The 16,935-nt window shown below is 47.2% G+C and carries 14 protein-coding genes and 1 other annotated feature; all 14 genes read right to left on the reverse strand.

Features of this window, described 5'->3' with window-relative positions:
- Positions 1–14 precede the first annotated feature (14 nt).
- The 14 genes from pyrE to HNR43_RS04520 all read right to left on the reverse strand — a co-directional run bounded on the left by pyrE (position 15) and on the right by HNR43_RS04520 (position 16,929).
- On the reverse strand, positions 15–629 hold the full coding sequence (gene pyrE, locus HNR43_RS04455; protein WP_183241652.1) for an orotate phosphoribosyltransferase: 615 nt from the start codon (positions 627–629) through the stop codon (positions 15–17).
- Entirely contained in the window at positions 629–1,342 is a 714-nt protein-coding gene (gene pyrF / locus HNR43_RS04460) for an orotidine-5'-phosphate decarboxylase (protein ID WP_183241654.1), read from the reverse strand. The genes pyrE and pyrF overlap by 1 nt, the downstream gene beginning before the upstream one ends.
- Positions 1,314–2,252, reverse strand: a complete 939-nt coding sequence (locus tag HNR43_RS04465) for a dihydroorotate dehydrogenase (RefSeq protein ID WP_183241655.1) — start codon at positions 2,250–2,252, stop codon at positions 1,314–1,316. The genes pyrF and HNR43_RS04465 overlap by 29 nt, the downstream gene beginning before the upstream one ends.
- The gene (locus HNR43_RS04470; RefSeq protein ID WP_183241657.1) at positions 2,249–3,013 is read right to left on the reverse strand and encodes a dihydroorotate dehydrogenase electron transfer subunit; all 765 of its coding nucleotides are present in this window, start codon (positions 3,011–3,013) and stop codon (positions 2,249–2,251) included. Before HNR43_RS04470 ends, HNR43_RS04465 begins: the two co-directional genes overlap by 4 nt.
- Positions 3,010–6,201, reverse strand: coding sequence for a carbamoyl-phosphate synthase large subunit (carB, locus tag HNR43_RS04475; protein ID WP_183241659.1), 3,192 nt, complete (start codon positions 6,199–6,201; stop codon positions 3,010–3,012). Before carB ends, HNR43_RS04470 begins: the two co-directional genes overlap by 4 nt.
- Complete coding sequence (locus HNR43_RS04480; protein ID WP_183241661.1) at positions 6,194–7,288, reverse strand: carbamoyl phosphate synthase small subunit; 1,095 nt, start codon at positions 7,286–7,288, stop codon at positions 6,194–6,196. Before HNR43_RS04480 ends, carB begins: the two co-directional genes overlap by 8 nt.
- Complete coding sequence (locus HNR43_RS04485) at positions 7,285–8,571, reverse strand: dihydroorotase (protein WP_183241663.1); 1,287 nt, start codon at positions 8,569–8,571, stop codon at positions 7,285–7,287. The genes HNR43_RS04480 and HNR43_RS04485 overlap by 4 nt, the downstream gene beginning before the upstream one ends.
- On the reverse strand, positions 8,537–9,460 hold the full coding sequence (locus HNR43_RS04490) for an aspartate carbamoyltransferase catalytic subunit (RefSeq protein ID WP_183241665.1): 924 nt from the start codon (positions 9,458–9,460) through the stop codon (positions 8,537–8,539). Before HNR43_RS04490 ends, HNR43_RS04485 begins: the two co-directional genes overlap by 35 nt.
- A gap of 142 nt (positions 9,461–9,602) precedes the next feature.
- Positions 9,603–10,895, reverse strand: coding sequence for a solute carrier family 23 protein (locus HNR43_RS04495; RefSeq protein ID WP_183241667.1), 1,293 nt, complete (start codon positions 10,893–10,895; stop codon positions 9,603–9,605).
- A gap of 118 nt (positions 10,896–11,013) precedes the next feature.
- The gene (gene pyrR / locus HNR43_RS04500) at positions 11,014–11,550 is read right to left on the reverse strand and encodes a bifunctional pyr operon transcriptional regulator/uracil phosphoribosyltransferase PyrR (RefSeq protein ID WP_183241669.1); all 537 of its coding nucleotides are present in this window, start codon (positions 11,548–11,550) and stop codon (positions 11,014–11,016) included.
- A 363-nt stretch (positions 11,551–11,913) separates the two neighbouring features.
- On the reverse strand, positions 11,914–12,825 hold the full coding sequence (locus HNR43_RS04505; RefSeq protein WP_183241671.1) for an RluA family pseudouridine synthase: 912 nt from the start codon (positions 12,823–12,825) through the stop codon (positions 11,914–11,916).
- Positions 12,800–13,288, reverse strand: a complete 489-nt coding sequence (gene lspA / locus HNR43_RS04510) for a signal peptidase II (protein ID WP_183241672.1) — start codon at positions 13,286–13,288, stop codon at positions 12,800–12,802. The genes HNR43_RS04505 and lspA overlap by 26 nt, the downstream gene beginning before the upstream one ends.
- Before the next feature lie 75 nt (positions 13,289–13,363).
- Positions 13,364–16,120: an isoleucine--tRNA ligase gene (gene ileS, locus HNR43_RS04515; protein WP_183241673.1), complete on the reverse strand. Its 2,757-nt coding sequence runs from the start codon at positions 16,118–16,120 to the stop codon at positions 13,364–13,366.
- 45 nt (positions 16,121–16,165) lie between these two features.
- Positions 16,166–16,381 (reverse strand) — a binding site (T-box leader).
- 44 nt (positions 16,382–16,425) lie between these two features.
- Positions 16,426–16,929, reverse strand: coding sequence for a DivIVA domain-containing protein (locus tag HNR43_RS04520; protein WP_032101523.1), 504 nt, complete (start codon positions 16,927–16,929; stop codon positions 16,426–16,428).
- Positions 16,930–16,935: the final 6 nt, after the last annotated feature.

Consider the following 16,935-nt stretch of genomic DNA (forward strand, 5'->3'; position numbering starts at 1 on the left):
GGACACCCTTGTTTTTATGTTCCTAACTGCTCACGCCAATGATGTAACGTCGCTCGCTCTTCTTCGGTAATGATACCGAGTTCCATCGCTGTGTCCATCAACGTATCGTAATCAGTCACCGTATAGACCGGAACGTGCTCGTGTTCAAACGCTCGTTTTCCTTTTTCTAATCCGTATGTAAAAATCGCAACGACGCCAAGCACGTGGCATCCTGCTTCGCGCAAAGCGCGCACGGCATTGAGTGAACTGCCGCCTGTTGAAATTAAATCTTCAATGACGACGACGTGTTTCCCTTGTTCGACTTTCCCTTCAATTTGCTTTCCTTTTCCGTGTCCTTTCGCTTGACTGCGAACGTAGCACATCGGCATATTCAACCGCTCGCTCACCCATGCGGCATGAGGAATGCCTGCGGTAGCTGTGCCAGCGACGACGTCGACGGTTGGAAAATGCGTGCGAATGAGTGATGTCAGTTCGTCAGCAATGGCTTGTCTAATTGCGGGATACGCTAACGTCAAGCGATTGTCGCAATAAATGGGCGATTGTATACCTGAAGACCACGTAAACGGTTCGTTTGGGCGCAATGATACTGCGCCAATAGAAAGCAATTGTTTTGCGATTTCTTTTTTCATTATTGTCCACCATCCCATTCCCGTTTTAGCCGCTCATATGCCGCATATGGATCATGCGCTTTTGTGATGCTTCGTCCGATGACGATATAATTCGTCCCAAGCTGTTTCGCCTCATGTGGTGTGACGATGCGCACTTGATCGTCCACATGATCATCCGCAAAGCGAATACCTGGGGTAACAGTCAAGAACGATGCGCCAAGCGATGCGCGAAGAAGCGGCACTTCTTTTGCCGAACAAACGACGCCGTCAAGCCCGCTACGGTAAGCAATCGTAGCGTAATGAAGTACCGTTTCATTCATCGTCCGGTCAATTAACAATTCATCGTGAAGCATGCGTTCGTTTGTGCTCGTTAGTTGCGTCACCGCAATGCAGCGCGGACGCTTCATTCCAGAAGGCGTCCCTTCTTCTAATCCTTCGACCGCTGCGCGCATCATCGCGCTTCCTCCCGATGCATGAACGTTCACTAAATCGACGCCTAATTTCGCCAATCCTTTCATCGCTTTTTTCACTGTATGTGGAATATCATGAAGCTTTAAATCTAAAAAAATATGATGCCCACGCTGTTTTAATTCGTCGATGATCGTTGGACCTTCTTGAAAATATAGCTCCATGCCGACTTTTAAAAAGAGCGACGTATCGGAAAATACGTGTAAAAACGACCGCACTTCTTCCTTTGATGAAAAATCAAGTGCCACAATAAACGGTTTGTCCATTGTTCCAGCTCCTTCCCGTACATTCCGAAATGTGATGAATACGAAGTTCATCTAAAAGCGGGGGCAAGTCGCGAATAATATGTGGACAAACGTACGGGTCGATAAAGTTCGCTGTGCCAATCGCAACCGCGCTCGCACCGGCATAAAAAAACTCGATCACATCTTCCGCACTTTGAATGCCGCCCATGCCGATAATCGGAATTGATACCGCCTGGCTTACTTCATAAATCATCCGAATCGCAATCGGCTTAATCGCTGGGCCGGACAATCCGCCTGTTACGTTCGCTAAAATCGGCTTCGCTGTTTTAATGTCAAGGCGCATACCTAATAGCGTATTAATCATCGTCAATCCGTCCGCTCCCGCTTGTTCAACCGCTTTCGCCATCGCGACGATGTTTGTCACATTTGGCGATAGTTTCACATACACAGGCACAGCAGACACTTCTTTTACCGCCCGCGTCAGCTCCGCAGCGACTTCTGGAACTGTTCCGAATGCGATGCCTCCCTTTTTCACGTTCGGGCATGATATGTTTAGCTCGAGCGCATGAACGTTTGGCGCTTGTGATATGCGCTTGGCGACTTCCACATATTCTTCTACCGTTGCGCCAGCAATGTTAGCGATAATTGGTACATCGTATTGCGCTAACCACGGCAGTTCTTCAGCCAGCACTTTGTCTACACCGGGGTTTTGTAGTCCGATCGCATTTAACATGCCGCTTGGCGTTTCCGCGACGCGCGGCGTCGGATTGCCGAAGCGCGCTTCAAGCGTCGTCGCTTTAATCATGATTGCGCCAAGGACGCTTAAGTCATAAAATTTCGCATATTCCCGCCCGAATCCGAAACAACCTGAGGCAGGCATAATCGGGTTTTTTAATGAAAGCCCTGGCAATTCAACGGCTAATCGGTTCATAATACGACCTCCCCCGCTCGAAATACAGGCCCGTCGCTACATACTTTTTTATATGCTGTTTCGCTATGCGGCACGCGACATACGCATGCGAAACAAGCACCAATTCCGCAACCCATCCGTTCTTCTAACGACAAATATAGCTCTTTATGCGGAAATTGTTGTTGTAACGCTTTTAACATCGGCTTCGGTCCACACGCATATAACACATCAAACGAAAGAGCGTGATGTTCAATGACGTCGGTAACAAATCCTTTCATGCCGTATGAACCATCTACCGTCGCAACGTACGTCTTGCCGAACGATGCGAAGCGCTCCTCGTAAAAGACGACGTCTTTCGTTTGAAAGCCGAGTACGATTGTCACATATACTCCGTTTTTCACTAGTTGTTTCGCCAGTTCATATAACGGTGGTACCCCGATGCCGCCGCCAACAAGAAGGGCGCGCTGTCCGCTTGAAAGAACGGAAAGCGGAAAGCCGTTTCCGAGCGGTCCGAGCACATCGAGCGTCTCCCCAGGCTGCTTTTGCGAAAGGAGCGTCGTGCCTGCTCCTTCCGCGCGGTAAACGATCGTGCATTCGCTCGCTTCGTGATTAATGTCGCAAAGGCTGAGCGGACGGCGAAGTAGCGGAGCGAAAGTTGCCACTTTCACATGCACAAATTGCCCGGGCGTACGCATGCGCCCAACGAGTGAACTAGCGAGCGTCAATTCATAAACGCCTTTTGCGATTTGGCGATTGGAGATAATCGTCATATGTTCCTTCATACGCCCACCTTCTTTTCTGTCATCGCTGTTGTCGAAAACGTCATCGCTTCTAAGACGAGAAGCATCGCTTTCGCTGTATCGAGCGACGTTAAGCAAGGAATGCCGTTTTCGACTGCTTCGCGACGAATGCGGAATCCGTCGCTTTCTGTTTCTTTTCCTTTTGTTAATGTGTTAATGACGACTTGCGCTTCGCCTTGGCGAATGACGTCAAGAATGTTCGGTGTCCCGGTATGAATTTTTTCGACGACAGTCACCGGAATGTTCGCTTCGCGCAACGTTTGCGCGGTGCCGTTTGTCGCTAGCAACTGATATCCAATATTGTAAAAGCGACGGGCGATGTCGATCGCCTCTTCTTTATCTTTATCGGCAATGGTCAATAAGACCGCCCCGTACGGACGAATGTGAATCCCTGAAGCGACAAGCCCTTTATAAAGCGCCTTCGCAAACGTGTCGTCTTTTCCGATCACTTCACCCGTTGATTTCATTTCTGGACCGAGCGAAATATCGACGTTGCGCAACTTCGCGAATGAAAAGACCGGTGCTTTCACATATACGCCTTCGCTTTCTTCTTTCAATCCGGTGTAGTAGCCAAGCTCTTTTAGCTTCGCCCCTAAAATGACTTTCGTCGCGAGATTGGCCATCGGGACGTTCGTAATTTTACTTAAAAATGGAACGGTGCGGCTTGAACGCGGATTCACTTCTAACACGTACACATCACCGTCATATAGCACGAACTGAATGTTCAACAAGCCGACGATGCGCAACCCTTTCGCAAGCGCAATCGTATAATCAACAATTTTTTGTTTGATGTCTCTTGTTAACGTCTGCGGTGGATAGACGGCGATCGAATCGCCCGAATGGACACCAGCGCGCTCAATATGTTCCATAATGCCTGGAATGAATACATCTTCTCCGTCGGAAATCGCATCGACTTCGATTTCTTTTCCGATTAAATAACGGTCGATTAATACAGGATGTTGCGGATTTACTTTCACCGCGTGCTCCATGTAATGTAGCAGCTCTTCTTTTTTATAGACGATTTCCATTGCCCGACCGCCAAGTACATACGACGGGCGCACGAGAACAGGATAGCCGATGTCTTCAGCGATGCGTACCGCTTCTTCAACCGAAAACGCTGTTTTTCCTTTCGGCTGTGGAATGCCGAGTTGCGCAAGCGTCCGCTCAAATTTGTCGCGGTTTTCGGCGCGATCTAAATCTTCGAGCGACGTGCCGAGAATGCGCACCCCGCGCGCGGCTAATTCCGCTGCTAAGTTGATCGCTGTTTGTCCGCCAAATTGAACGATGACGCCAATTGGCTGTTCTAAATCGATGACGTGCATCACATCTTCAATCGTTAACGGTTCAAAGTATAGCTTATCGGAAATGCTAAAGTCGGTTGATACCGTCTCTGGATTGTTGTTAATAATGATCGCTTCATACCCCGCTTCTTTAATCGCCCATACGGAATGAACGGTCGCGTAGTCAAACTCGATTCCTTGCCCGATACGAATCGGACCAGAGCCAAGGACGACGACACTTTCGCGCGGCGTAACAAGCGATTCGTTTTCTTCTTCATACGTGCTGTAATAATACGGCGTTTCTGATTCAAATTCCGCTGCACACGTATCGACCATTTTATACACCGGCGTAATGCAAGCGCGTTTACGTATCTCATAGACGTCGCGTTCTGCCATATGCCAGCATTTCGCAATGGCCACATCGGAAAAGCCCATTTCTTTTGCTTTTTTTAGTACGTCGATATCACCAACATGTTCGCGTAAAACCGATTCGTACTTCACAATGTCTGCAATTTTTGTTAAAAAGAACGGATCGATTTGACTCCATGCATGCACTTGTTCGACCGTTACGCCGCGACGAAACGCTTCCGCAATGTAAAATGGACGTTCATCTCCTGCTTTTTGAATGCGTTTTTGTAGCAGCGCATCATCGACTTGTTCTTTTAGCTCCAAATGATAGACGTTCGTTTCAAGCGAGCGTACCGCTTTTAATAGCGACTCTTCAAACGTGCGCCCGATCGCCATCACTTCTCCTGTCGCTTTCATTTGCGTGCCGAGATGGCGGTTCGCTGATTCAAATTTATCAAACGGAAAGCGCGGAATTTTTGTGACGACGTAATCAAGCGTTGGCTCAAAGCAAGCGTACGTTTTTCCCGTCACAGGATTCATCATTTCATCAAGCGTTAAACCGACCGCAATTTTTGCGGCGAGTTTCGCAATCGGATACCCCGTTGCTTTCGATGCAAGCGCCGATGAGCGACTGACGCGCGGGTTGACTTCAATGACGTAATATTGAAAACTGTGCGGATCAAGGGCAAGCTGCACGTTGCAACCCCCTTCAATGCCGAGCGCACGAATAATGCGGAGCGAGGCGTTTCGCAACAGTTGATATTCGCGATCGCTTAACGTTTGGCTTGGGGCAACGACAATCGAATCGCCCGTATGAATGCCGACCGGATCGATATTTTCCATATTGCAGACGACGATCGCATTGTCTTTCGCATCGCGCATCACTTCATATTCAATTTCTTTATAGCCCGCGATACTTTTTTCTAATAAACATTGATGAACAGGGCTCATTTTTAAACCGCTTGAGACGATGTCGATCAGCTCTTCTTCGTTCGTACAAATGCCTCCGCCTGTTCCACCGAGCGTAAATGCAGGGCGAACGATGACCGGATACCCGATTTGTTCAACGAACGCATACGCTTCTTGCAAACTATGTACGATTGCGCTTTCTGGCACCGGTTCGCCAAGTTCGTTCATAAGCGCTCGAAATTGTTCGCGGTCTTCTGCTTTTTCAATCGCTTCTAATTTTGTGCCGAGAATTTCAACGCCGCACTCTTCAAGTACTCCCGCTTTTGCCAATTCGACCGCCAAATTTAACCCCGTCTGTCCGCCAAGCGTCGGCAAAATGGCATCGGGCCGTTCTTTCCGAATGACGCGGGCGACAAATTCGAGCGTTAACGGCTCCATATACACTTTGTCGGCAATTTGTGTATCGGTCATAATTGTTGCCGGATTGGAGTTGACGAGAATGACTTTATATCCTTCTTCTTTTAACGCTAAACACGCTTGCGTTCCCGCATAATCGAACTCCGCTGCCTGCCCGATGACGATCGGTCCAGAACCGATGACGAGAATCGTTTCAATATCTTGACGTTTAGGCATGAACGACACCTCTTTCTTTTTTAAACTGTTCAATCATCGCCATAAAATCATCAAATAAACCGTTTGCATCTTCTGGACCTGGTGACGCTTCGGGATGATATTGCACCGTAAACGCGGGAACGTCGCGATGACGAAGCCCTTCAATCGTTCCGTCGTTTAATGCGATATGCGTCACTTCTAATCGCGTATGAACGAGCGACTGTTCCGTGACAGTGTAGCCGTGATTTTGCGAGGTGATCGCTACTTTTCCTGTTTCAATATGTTTCACCGGATGATTTGAACCGCGATGGCCGAACTTCATTTTTTCTGTATTCGCTCCGCAGGCGAGCGCAAACAGTTGATGGCCGAGGCAAATGCCGAAAAGCGGCACACGCCCAAGCACACCTCGAATCATGTCGATCGCCTCCGGCACATCTTTCGGATCCCCTGGTCCGTTTGATAACATAACGCCGTCGGGATGAAGTTGCAACACATCTTCTGTGGTTGCGTTGTATGGTAATACGACAACGTCGCAATGACGTTTATTTAATTCGCGCAAAATGCCGTGCTTCATGCCAAAGTCGATTAAAACGACGCGATGGCCGCGCCCTGGGCTAGCGTATGGGCTTTTTGTCGATACGCGCTTCACTTGATCGCGCGCAAGTTCCGTTTCTTTTAAATAAGCGACCGCCTCCGAAACGGACACGTCCATGTCGCAAATCATTCCTTTTAACGTGCCGTATTGGCGAATGATGCGCGTCAGTTTCCTCGTATCGACACCGGCTAAACCCGGAATGTTTTTTGTGCGCAAATATTCGTCAATCGTTAGCTCGCTTCGCCAATTGGACGGAGATGTACACGCTTCTTTTACGATAAAACCGAACACATGCGGTTCAATCGATTCGAAATCATCACGGTTGATGCCATAGTTTCCGATCAAAGGATACGTCATCGTCACGATTTGCCCGCAATACGACGGATCGGTTAAAATTTCTTGATATCCTGTCATTCCTGTGTTAAAAACGACTTCACCGATTGTTTGTCGTTCACTTCCAAACGCTTCGCCAACAAAGCGCGTACCATCTTCTAAAATAAGTTGTCGTTTCATCGCTCTCTTCCTTTCTGCCAAACGATTTTCCCATCTACAACCGTCATCGTCGGCCATCCTTTACATACCCAGCCTGCAAACGGTGTGTTTTTTCCTTTTGAAGCAAATGTATGAGGGTCAATGACTTGTTCGGTATGTAAATCGATGACGACAAGATCTGCTTTGGCGCCAACTTTTAGTTCCCCGCCGTCGATGCGAAACGTCTCAGCTGGCTTTTTCGCAAGCCAATCGACAAGCTGTTTTAACGTGCATATCCCTTTTTCAACAAGATGCGTATATAAAAGCGGAAAGGCGGTTTCTAATCCGACGATGCCAAACGGGGCGAACGACATGCCTTCGCTTTTTTCTTCTTCTGTATGCGGGGCATGGTCAGTTGCGATAAAATCAATCGTTCCGTCAAGTAATCCTTCGATTAACGCTTGTTGATCTTCTTTCGTTCGCAGCGGCGGATTCATTTTAAAGTTCGCGTCTAACGAATGAATATCTTCATCGCAAAGCAGCAAATGGTGCGGTGTCACTTCAGCAGTTACGCGAATGCCTGCTTGCTTCGCGTCGCGCACGATGCGCACCGATTGTTTCGTGCTTATATGGCAAACGTGGTAGTGACATCCTGTCGCCTCCGCTAACAACACATCACGCGCAATATGTACAGATTCGCAAACGGAAGGAATGCCTGTCAGCCCATGCCGTTTCGCAAATGATCCGTCATGCACGCATCCTTTATACGTGAGCGTTTCGTCTTCACAATGCGCGACAATTGGCATATCGAGAGAGGCCGCTTGTTTCATCGCCTCATACATGATGCGTGCGCTTTGCACGCCAACGCCATCGTCTGTAAACGCAAACGCCCCTGCTTCTTTTAAGGCGGCAAAATCAACGAGCTGCTTTCCTGCTTGACGTATCGTAATCGAAGCGTATGGCAACACGCGCACGTGCGCCGTTTCGCGAATGCGGTTGACGAGCCATTCCATTTGTTGTTTCGTATCGGGAACAGGTTTTGTGTTTGGCATCGCTGCAATCGTCGTAAATCCACCTTTGGCAGCAGCAAGCGTACCTGTCGCAATCGTTTCTTTATGTTCCCCGCCTGGTTCACGCAAATGAACGTGTACGTCGATAAATCCCGGCGCGACAAACTGTTCACGCACGTCGATCACTTCGTCATTATCGCTTACAGCGATGTGAGGTGCAATTTGAACGATGCGCCCGTCGTTCATTTTTATATCAGCTAACGTCAGCTCGCCTTGTTCATTAAGCAAGCGCGCACGTTTGAAAATGATAGTCATGTTTTGTTCCCCCTTTTTGTAATGCCCGTTTCAAAACAGCCATGCGCACGTATACGCCGTTTTCCATTTGTTTAAAAATGCGTGAGCGTTCACATTCAACGAGCTCGCTTGCAATTTCTACGTCGCGATTGACTGGGGCTGGATGTAAAATGATGCTCGTTTTTTTCATTTGTTTTTCCCGCGCGATCGTTAAGCCGTATTGCTCGTGATATTGTTCTTTCGTCCATCCCATTTTTTCTTCATGCCGCTCATGTTGAATGCGAAGAAGCATGATCACATCTGCCTCTTTTACGGCTGTATCGAATTCGACGTACGTGCCATACGGATTCGTTATATCTTGCCACTCAGGCGGACTGCAGAAGAAGACATTTGCACCGAGCCTCGTTAATATTTCAGCATTAGAACGTGCCACTCGGCTATGACGAATGTCACCAACGATTGCGACATTCAGCCCGATAAATGTGCCAAATTGTTGACGAATCGTCATTAAATCGAGTAGCGATTGAGTCGGATGATGACCGCATCCGTCACCGGCATTAATGATCGGGATATGAATCGTTTCGCGAAGTGAGTCGAAGTAATGATCAGATGGGTGGCGAATGACGACTGCTTCCACACCGATCGCTTGCAACGTCCGAACCGTGTCATACAATGTTTCTCCTTTTTGAATGCTCGACATGTCTGCATCAAACGGAATGACTTCAAGCCCAAGCTTTCGTTCCGCTATTTCAAAGCTGCATTTCGTGCGCGTGCTCGGCTCAAAAAATAAGTTGGCAACAAACGTTTGTTTGTTCACTCGCCACGTCTCTCCGTGCGCAAATCGTTCCGCTTCATGCAAAATGGCAAGCACTTCATCAACTGATAACTCCGCTAACGTTAGTAAATGCATATAAACTCCTCCTTTTTAGTAAAAAACACCTTGCCGAGCGAGGCAAGGTGTTTCAAAAGCATGAGGAAAGAGACCGTTTCAATGAACGGATTTCCTCTAGCACACCTTTGTAAGCCTCGCTGGACTTCTTTTAAAAGGTGTGTTATGCGACATCATGTTTTTGTTCAAATACGCTATCCGACACTTTCGGACGACCTGGCAAAATGAGGTTTAACACAATACCTGTGATGGCCGCAAGCGCCATACCGTGCACTTCAAATTGTTCTGACACTTTCACAACGGCATCCCCGATGCCAATGACGAGAATAACAGATGAAATGACTAAGTTTCGTTTGTCTCCAAAGTCGATTTTACTATCGACAAGCATGCGCAAACCAGAAGAGGCGATAATTCCAAATAATAAGATGGATACACCGCCCATGACCGGCGTCGGAATCGAGCTAATGAGCGCTGTCACTTTACCTAAAAATCCGAACGCGATCGCAAGGACCGCTGCACCAGCTAACACGTACACGCTATATACGCGCGTAATCGCTAATACGCCGATATTTTCGCCGTATGTCGTCTTTGGCGGGCCACCGATGAGCGCCGAAATCATCGTCGCTAATCCGTCACCAAAAATCGAGCGATGTAACCCCGGCTCTTTAATGTAGTCGCGCCCAACGACTTTGCTTAATACGAGCTGATGACCGATATGTTCAGATAATGTCACGATGGCGACAGGCACCATCAAAAGCACAATATCGAGCGTCACGCGCACATCGTAATGAACGAACGGCAATAAGAAATCTGGCATTTCAATCCATTTTGCTTTTGCCACCCCTGATAAATCGACGACACCGACAGCTAACGCGTACACGTAGCCAACGATAATGCCCATCAGAACAGGTACGAGACTAAACATTCCTCTTGATAAAATCGAAAACATAATCGTTGCAGCAAGCGTCACAACTGCAACAGAAAAGTGCGTCAAGCTATATTTTCCGTCTGGACCGTTCATCGCCATGCTGACAGCGACGTTCGCTAATCCTAAGCCGATGACAATAATGACCGGACCGACGACGATTGGTGGAAGTAAATTCATAATCCAACGATACCCTGCTTTTTTAATCGCTAAAGCGACGATGCCATATACGAGTCCCGCTAAAAAGCTTCCGATCATTGCTGCACCCGGACCACCTGCTGCTTTTGCTGCAATAATTGGCGTAATAAACGCGAACGATGAGCCGAGGTAAGCAGGCACTTGCCATTTTGTGACGATTAAAAAGGCGAGTGTGCCGAGCCCGCTTGAAATAAGCGCCATCGCTGGGCTTAATCCGACTAAATACGGCACTAAAATCGTTGCACCAAACATTGCAAATAAATGTTGTAAACTAAGTGTAACAAGCTGCCCAAAAGAAGGGACATCCTTCACGTCTAATACTGGTTTGTTCATCTTCTCTCTCCCTTTCTTTTATATAAAAAACCCTCTTTGTCCGTACGAAAGCACAAAGAGGGTGTAGGAAACGAATCCCCTTTGTCAGCCTCGCTGGACTGCCTTTAAAAAGGGTGCTTTATTCATGTATGCTGACTTGATCGATGTCGTCTACTTCTTTTAACTCGACGACGATCATTTCCGAGCTTGACGTCGGAATGTTTTTGCCGACGAAATCGGCGCGAATCGGTAGTTCACGATGACCGCGATCAACGAGCACCGCTAATTGAATTTGTGCCGGACGCCCAAGATCCATCACAGCATCCATTGCTGCGCGCACCGTTCGACCTGTAAACAACACGTCATCAACTAAAATGACTTTTTGATTTGTAACGGAAAACGGGACGTCCGTTCCTTTTACAAGCGGTTCATGATCGTCTGTTTTTACCGTTAAATCATCGCGATATAACGTAATGTCTAGCTCACCAACAGGAATGGATGTTCCTTCAATTTGTTCAATGCGTTCGGCTAATCGTTTTGCTAAGTAAATGCCGCGCGTTTTAATGCCGATGAGCACACATCCGTCAATCCCTTTATTGCGCTCAATAATTTCGTGGGCGATGCGCGTCAATGCGCGTCGAATCGCTTGTTCATCTAATACGATCGCTTTTTGCATCGTTTCACCTCCATAAGAAAAGCGCAAAGCGCCCTAATTTCGCCTAAAGGCAGCCCGCATCCTGCGGGCAACGGCGAAATGTCGCCATCCTTGGCTCCGCGAAGAGCGCACAAGCCCCACCGAGGAGGCTGTCGCCGCAGTGTGGGGCGGAGCGACTCGAGCCGATGGCGCTTGGAGCTAGACAGCTCCCTAAATCTGAAATTTTATACTTTCTTGTCTTTTACAAAAAACCCCTCTCACCGTTTGGCGAGAGGGTACATGTAGGCATACGTCACCTAGATCCGACACCTTCTCAGCCTCACGGGACTGAACTTAAAGGTCTTTGCTCACTTGAATTCATTTTACGTTTCCTTGTTTCATTTGTCAACGATTATTTCGCAACATGTCGAGCAATCGTTCAAATTCATGAGGAATCGGAGCTTCAAACTGCAAATATTCGCCTGTGCGCGGGTGATGAAACCCTAATACACCGGCATGAAGCGCTTGCCCGTCAATCGGTAACGTTTTGCGCGGACCGTATTTCGGATCACCCGCCAGCGGATAGCCGATATATTTCATATGGACGCGAATTTGATGCGTTCGCCCAGTTTCGAGTTGACACTCCACAAACGTATAATGTTCAAATCGTTCGAGGACGCGAAAATGCGTCACCGCTTCTTTTCCATTTTCAACAACGGCCATGCTTTGACGATCGCGTGGGTCGCGCCCGATCGGTGCGTCAATTGTCCCGTAATCGTGCGGAATGACGCCGTGAACAATCGCGACGTATTTGCGCGTCACCGTTTTGTTTACAAGTTGATTGACGAGCGATTCGTGCGCCAAATCGTTTTTTGCGACCATTAATAAACCAGACGTATCTTTATCGATGCGATGAACAATGCCCGGTCGCAATACACCGTTAATGCCCGAAAGGTCTTGACAATGAGCAAGCAAGGCGTTGACAAGCGTCCCGTGCATATGTCCCGGCGCTGGATGAACGACCATGCCGCGCGGCTTATTGACAACGAGCACGTCCGCATCTTCGTAATAAATGTCGAGCGGAATTGGCTCTGGTTCCACATCTAACGGCTCCGGATCAGGAATGGAAATGATCACTTCATCATCGATATGGCATTTGTAGTTCGGTTTCACCGCTTTGCCATTGACAAGCACATGCCCTTCTTTTAACCATTGTTGTACTTGAGAACGCGACCATTGTTCATTTAATTCGGCAATGACTTTGTCAATGCGTTCCCCATCATGTTGTTCTTCAATCGTGAGTTGAATTTGCTCCATCGCTCATTCCCTTTCGTTGTTTTTCTTCGATCCATGTATAAATAAACATGAGCGCAACACCAATCGTTAATGCTGCATCGGCGACGTTAAAAATCGGAAAGCTATAATTGAAAATATACGTATGCACAAAGTCGACGACTTCTTTTCGAAACACGCGATCAATAAAGTTGCCGAGCGCGCCCCCAAGCATAAGTCCAAGGGCGATACCAAATAGTCGCTGCGTCGGCTGCAACCGTTGAATGTATATGACGATGCCGACAACAACGACGAGAGTAATGACATAAAACAGCCAAAACTGTCCTTGCAACATCCCCCATGCCGCTCCACGATTGCGGTGCGACGTCATGTATAAGACGTTTTCAATAATTGGAATGCTTTCCCCTAATTCCATATAGCGAACGACGAGCCATTTCGTCCATTGGTCGATGACAATGACGACAAAAGCAAGCAAATAATATAACATCATACCCCTCCAAAGCAAAATTCTTTTTCATTTTATCATAAACAATCCCCCCTTGAAAGCTAGGGGGGATATGTGTTATTGCTTGACAATTGTCGCACAACGCGGACATAGCTCTGGGTGGTCTGCATCTTCTCCTACTGTTGGTGTAACAACCCAGCAGCGCGCGCACGTTTTTCCTTCTGCTTGTTTAACGACAATCGCTGTTTTAGTGAATGTTTGCGCCTCGCTCGGTGCTTCTGTAAATGCGCCGCCAATTGAAAACGCTGAAACGATTAATAGCTGTTTCATATCTTCTTCAATCGAATCGATGAGCGCCTTCGTTTCATCGGTCGGATATAAAATGACATGTGCTGTAAGCGACTTACCGATCAGTTTTTCATTGCGCGCCACTTCTAGCGCTTTTAATACTTCATCGCGCAATTCCATAAACGCATCCCATTTTTTAACGATGCGATCTGCATCATCAATATGCACTGCTTCCGGCATATCGACAAGCTGCACGCTTTCTTCTTGGACGTGCGGAATGTACGCCCATACTTCATCTGCTGTATGCGGTAAAATCGGCGCAACAAGTTTTGTTAACGCAACAAGCGTTTCATACAACACCGTTTGAATCGAGCGACGTTCATGATTGTTTGCCGCTTCGATGTACAATACGTCTTTGGAGAAGTCGAAATAAAATGCGCTTAAATCAACAGTACAGAAGTTATTTACTTCATGGTAAATCGTCGCAAATTCATACGTTTCATACGCTTGTTTTACTTTTTCAATTAAACGATTCAGTTTAATGAGCATATAGCGGTCGACTTCGCGCAATTGATCGATCGCGACCGTATGTTCCGCAGGATTGAAATCGAATAAGTTACCGAGCATAAAGCGGAACGTGTTGCGAATTTTGCGATACACTTCTGCGACTTGTTTTAAAATGTTGTCAGAAATGCGCACGTCTGCTTGATAGTCGACAGAAGCAACCCAAAGACGCAAAATGTCGGCGCCGAGTTGTTCCATTACTTTCGCAGGCACGACGACGTTACCGAGCGATTTGCTCATTTTTCGTCCTTCGCCATCTAACACGAATCCGTGGCTTAATACGCCTTTATACGGCGCTTTTCCAGTCACCGCAACCGCTGTGGAAAGCGATGAGTTAAACCAACCGCGATATTGGTCGGACCCTTCTAAATAAAGATCGGCTGGACGTTGTAAATCGTCACGTTCTTCCAATACCGCTTGATGAGAGGAACCAGAGTCGAACCATACGTCCATAATGTCCGTTTCTTTCGTAAACCGTCCGTTCGGGCTACCTGGATGTGTAAATCCTTCTGGAAGTAACTCTTTCGCCTCACGTTCAAACCAAACGTTTGAACCGTATTGGCGGAACAAGTTGGAAACATGTTCAATCGTTTCATCTGTAATAATTGGCTCGCCGTTTTCCGCATAAAAGACCGGGATTGGTACGCCCCATGCGCGTTGGCGCGAAATGCACCAGTCGCCGCGATCGCGAATCATGTTATGGATGCGAATTTCACCCCATGCTGGCACCCATTTTGTTTCTTCGACCGCTTGTAACAATTGATCGCGAATTTTATCAATGGACGCAAACCATTGAGCTGTCGCACGGAAAATCGTTGGTTGCTTCGTCCGCCAGTCGTGCGGATATGAGTGCGTAATAAACGATAGTTTTAATAAAGCACCTACTTCTTGTAGCTTTTCTGTAATCGCTTTGTTTGCGTCATCGTAAAACATGCCGGCAAACCCTGGCGCTTCTTCCGTCATATAGCCGCGCTCATCGACAGGGCAAAGAACGCCAAGGCCGTATTTTTGACCGACGATAAAGTCGTCTTCCCCGTGTCCTGGCGCCGTATGAACGCAACCGGTTCCGGCGTCTGTTGTGACGTGTTCGCCACAAATGACGAGCGAATCACGGTCGTAAAACGGATGTTTCGCCACGACGTATTCGAGTTCGCTTCCTTTGACTGTTTTTAATACCGTGACATGTTCCCAGCCAATTTCTTTTTGTACAGACTGTAACAACTCTGATGCAACGACATATTTGCCACCGTCTGCCTCAACAACGCTATATTGCAACTGTGGATGAACAGCGATGCCTAAGTTCGCTGGAATCGTCCATGGGGTTGTCGTCCAAATGACGATTTTTTCATCGCCTTCAAGCACCCCTTTTCCGTCTTTGACAGGGAATGCAACGTAAATCGATGGCGAGCGTTTATCTTTATATTCAATTTCAGCTTCAGCAAGCGCCGATTCGCTCGATGGAGACCAGTAGACAGGTTTTAATCCTTTATAAATTAATCCTTTTTTCGCCATTTCGCCAAATACTTTAATTTGTTGTGCCTCGTATTCTGGCGTTAACGTAATGTAAGGATTGTCCCAATCGCCGCGCACGCCGAGCCGTTTAAATTGCTCGCGCTGGCGGTCAATTTGCTCGTACGCATATTGTTCACATAGCTTACGAAATTCGGCAACGCTCATTTCTTTTCGATTGACGCCTTTATTTTTCGTGAGCGCCGTTTCAATTGGTAAACCGTGCGTATCCCATCCCGGCACGTATGGTGCACAATAACCGCTCATTGATTTATAGCGCACGATAAAGTCTTTTAAAATTTTATTAAGCGCATGACCCATATGAATGTCGCCATTCGCATACGGAGGTCCGTCATGTAACACAAACAGCGGACGATCTTTCGTGCGCTCTTGCACTTTACGATAAATGTCCATCTCTTCCCATTTCGCTTGCATTTGTGGTTCCCGTTGCGGAAGATTGCCACGCATCGGAAAATCGGTCTTTGGCATAAGTAACGTATCTTTGTAGTCCATTTGTTTACCTCCTTTTTATGTAAATAAAAAAACCTTCTCATGCCCAAAAGGGACGAGAAGGTCTCGCGGTACCACCCTTATTGACTATGTAAACATAGTCCACTCAACATTCGTAACGGGAATGACGCGCCGTGTCCTACTACTCGTTCAGCACGGAACTCTGGGGTGATGTTCATTCTTTCGCTTATGCCGAGCTTCCACCGCCCTCGGCTCGCTGTAATAAGCTGATGAAAGAACTACTGTCCCCTTCATCGTTTTTGCGATATAACTGTAATCGATATTATAGGCAATAACAATGTCATCCGTCAAGACTCGGTTATTTCTTGCACCGCTTCATCATCAAGTTTGTAATCTAATAAATGATCCCAATCGCCGTTGTTTAACATATCGAGCTGTGCTTCAATTAACATTTTAAAACGATTGCGAAACACTTTCGCTTGACGTTTTAATTCTTCCACTTCCATCGCGATTTTCCGCGTTTTAGCGAGCGCTTCACTAATGATGCGATCTGCGTTTTTCTCCGCCTCTTTAATGATGAGCTTCGCTTCTTTTTGCGCGTTTCGCTTCACTTCTTCTGCTGTTTCCTGGGCGATTAAAATCGATTTATTTAACGTTTCTTCAATATTTGTAAAGTAGTTGAGTCGTTCTGTCAGCTCTTTCACTTTTTCTTCAAGCTGTTTTTTTTCACGCAAGATCATTTCGTAATCTTTAATGACTTGGTCTAAAAACTCATTTACTTCATCTTCATCATATCCGCGAAAGCCTCGGCTAAATTCCTTATTATGAATATCTAACGGCGTTAACGGCATGCAGCC

The organism is Anoxybacillus mongoliensis (assembly GCF_014201515.1).
Classification (GTDB): domain Bacteria; phylum Bacillota; class Bacilli; order Bacillales; family Anoxybacillaceae; genus Anoxybacillus; species Anoxybacillus mongoliensis.

What these genes read in the sequence shown, in the direction of transcription:
- pyrE (WP_183241652.1), bottom strand. Translation starts at nt 629, where the DNA reads ATGAAAAAAGAAATCGCAAAACAATTGCTTTCTATTGGCGCAGTATCA.
- pyrF (WP_183241654.1), bottom strand. Translation starts at nt 1,342, where the DNA reads ATGGACAAACCGTTTATTGTGGCACTTGATTTTTCATCAAAGGAAGAA.
- HNR43_RS04465 (WP_183241655.1), bottom strand. Translation starts at nt 2,252, where the DNA reads ATGAACCGATTAGCCGTTGAATTGCCAGGGCTTTCATTAAAAAACCCG.
- HNR43_RS04470 (WP_183241657.1), bottom strand. Translation starts at nt 3,013, where the DNA reads ATGAAGGAACATATGACGATTATCTCCAATCGCCAAATCGCAAAAGGC.
- carB (WP_183241659.1), bottom strand. Translation starts at nt 6,201, where the DNA reads ATGCCTAAACGTCAAGATATTGAAACGATTCTCGTCATCGGTTCTGGA.
- HNR43_RS04480 (WP_183241661.1), bottom strand. Translation starts at nt 7,288, where the DNA reads ATGAAACGACAACTTATTTTAGAAGATGGTACGCGCTTTGTTGGCGAA.
- HNR43_RS04485 (WP_183241663.1), bottom strand. Translation starts at nt 8,571, where the DNA reads ATGACTATCATTTTCAAACGTGCGCGCTTGCTTAATGAACAAGGCGAG.
- HNR43_RS04490 (WP_183241665.1), bottom strand. Translation starts at nt 9,460, where the DNA reads ATGCATTTACTAACGTTAGCGGAGTTATCAGTTGATGAAGTGCTTGCC.
- HNR43_RS04495 (WP_183241667.1), bottom strand. Translation starts at nt 10,895, where the DNA reads ATGAACAAACCAGTATTAGACGTGAAGGATGTCCCTTCTTTTGGGCAG.
- pyrR (WP_183241669.1), bottom strand. Translation starts at nt 11,550, where the DNA reads ATGCAAAAAGCGATCGTATTAGATGAACAAGCGATTCGACGCGCATTG.
- HNR43_RS04505 (WP_183241671.1), bottom strand. Translation starts at nt 12,825, where the DNA reads ATGGAGCAAATTCAACTCACGATTGAAGAACAACATGATGGGGAACGC.
- lspA (WP_183241672.1), bottom strand. Translation starts at nt 13,288, where the DNA reads ATGTTATATTATTTGCTTGCTTTTGTCGTCATTGTCATCGACCAATGG.
- ileS (WP_183241673.1), bottom strand. Translation starts at nt 16,120, where the DNA reads ATGGACTACAAAGATACGTTACTTATGCCAAAGACCGATTTTCCGATG.
- HNR43_RS04520 (WP_032101523.1), bottom strand. Translation starts at nt 16,929, where the DNA reads ATGCCGTTAACGCCGTTAGATATTCATAATAAGGAATTTAGCCGAGGC.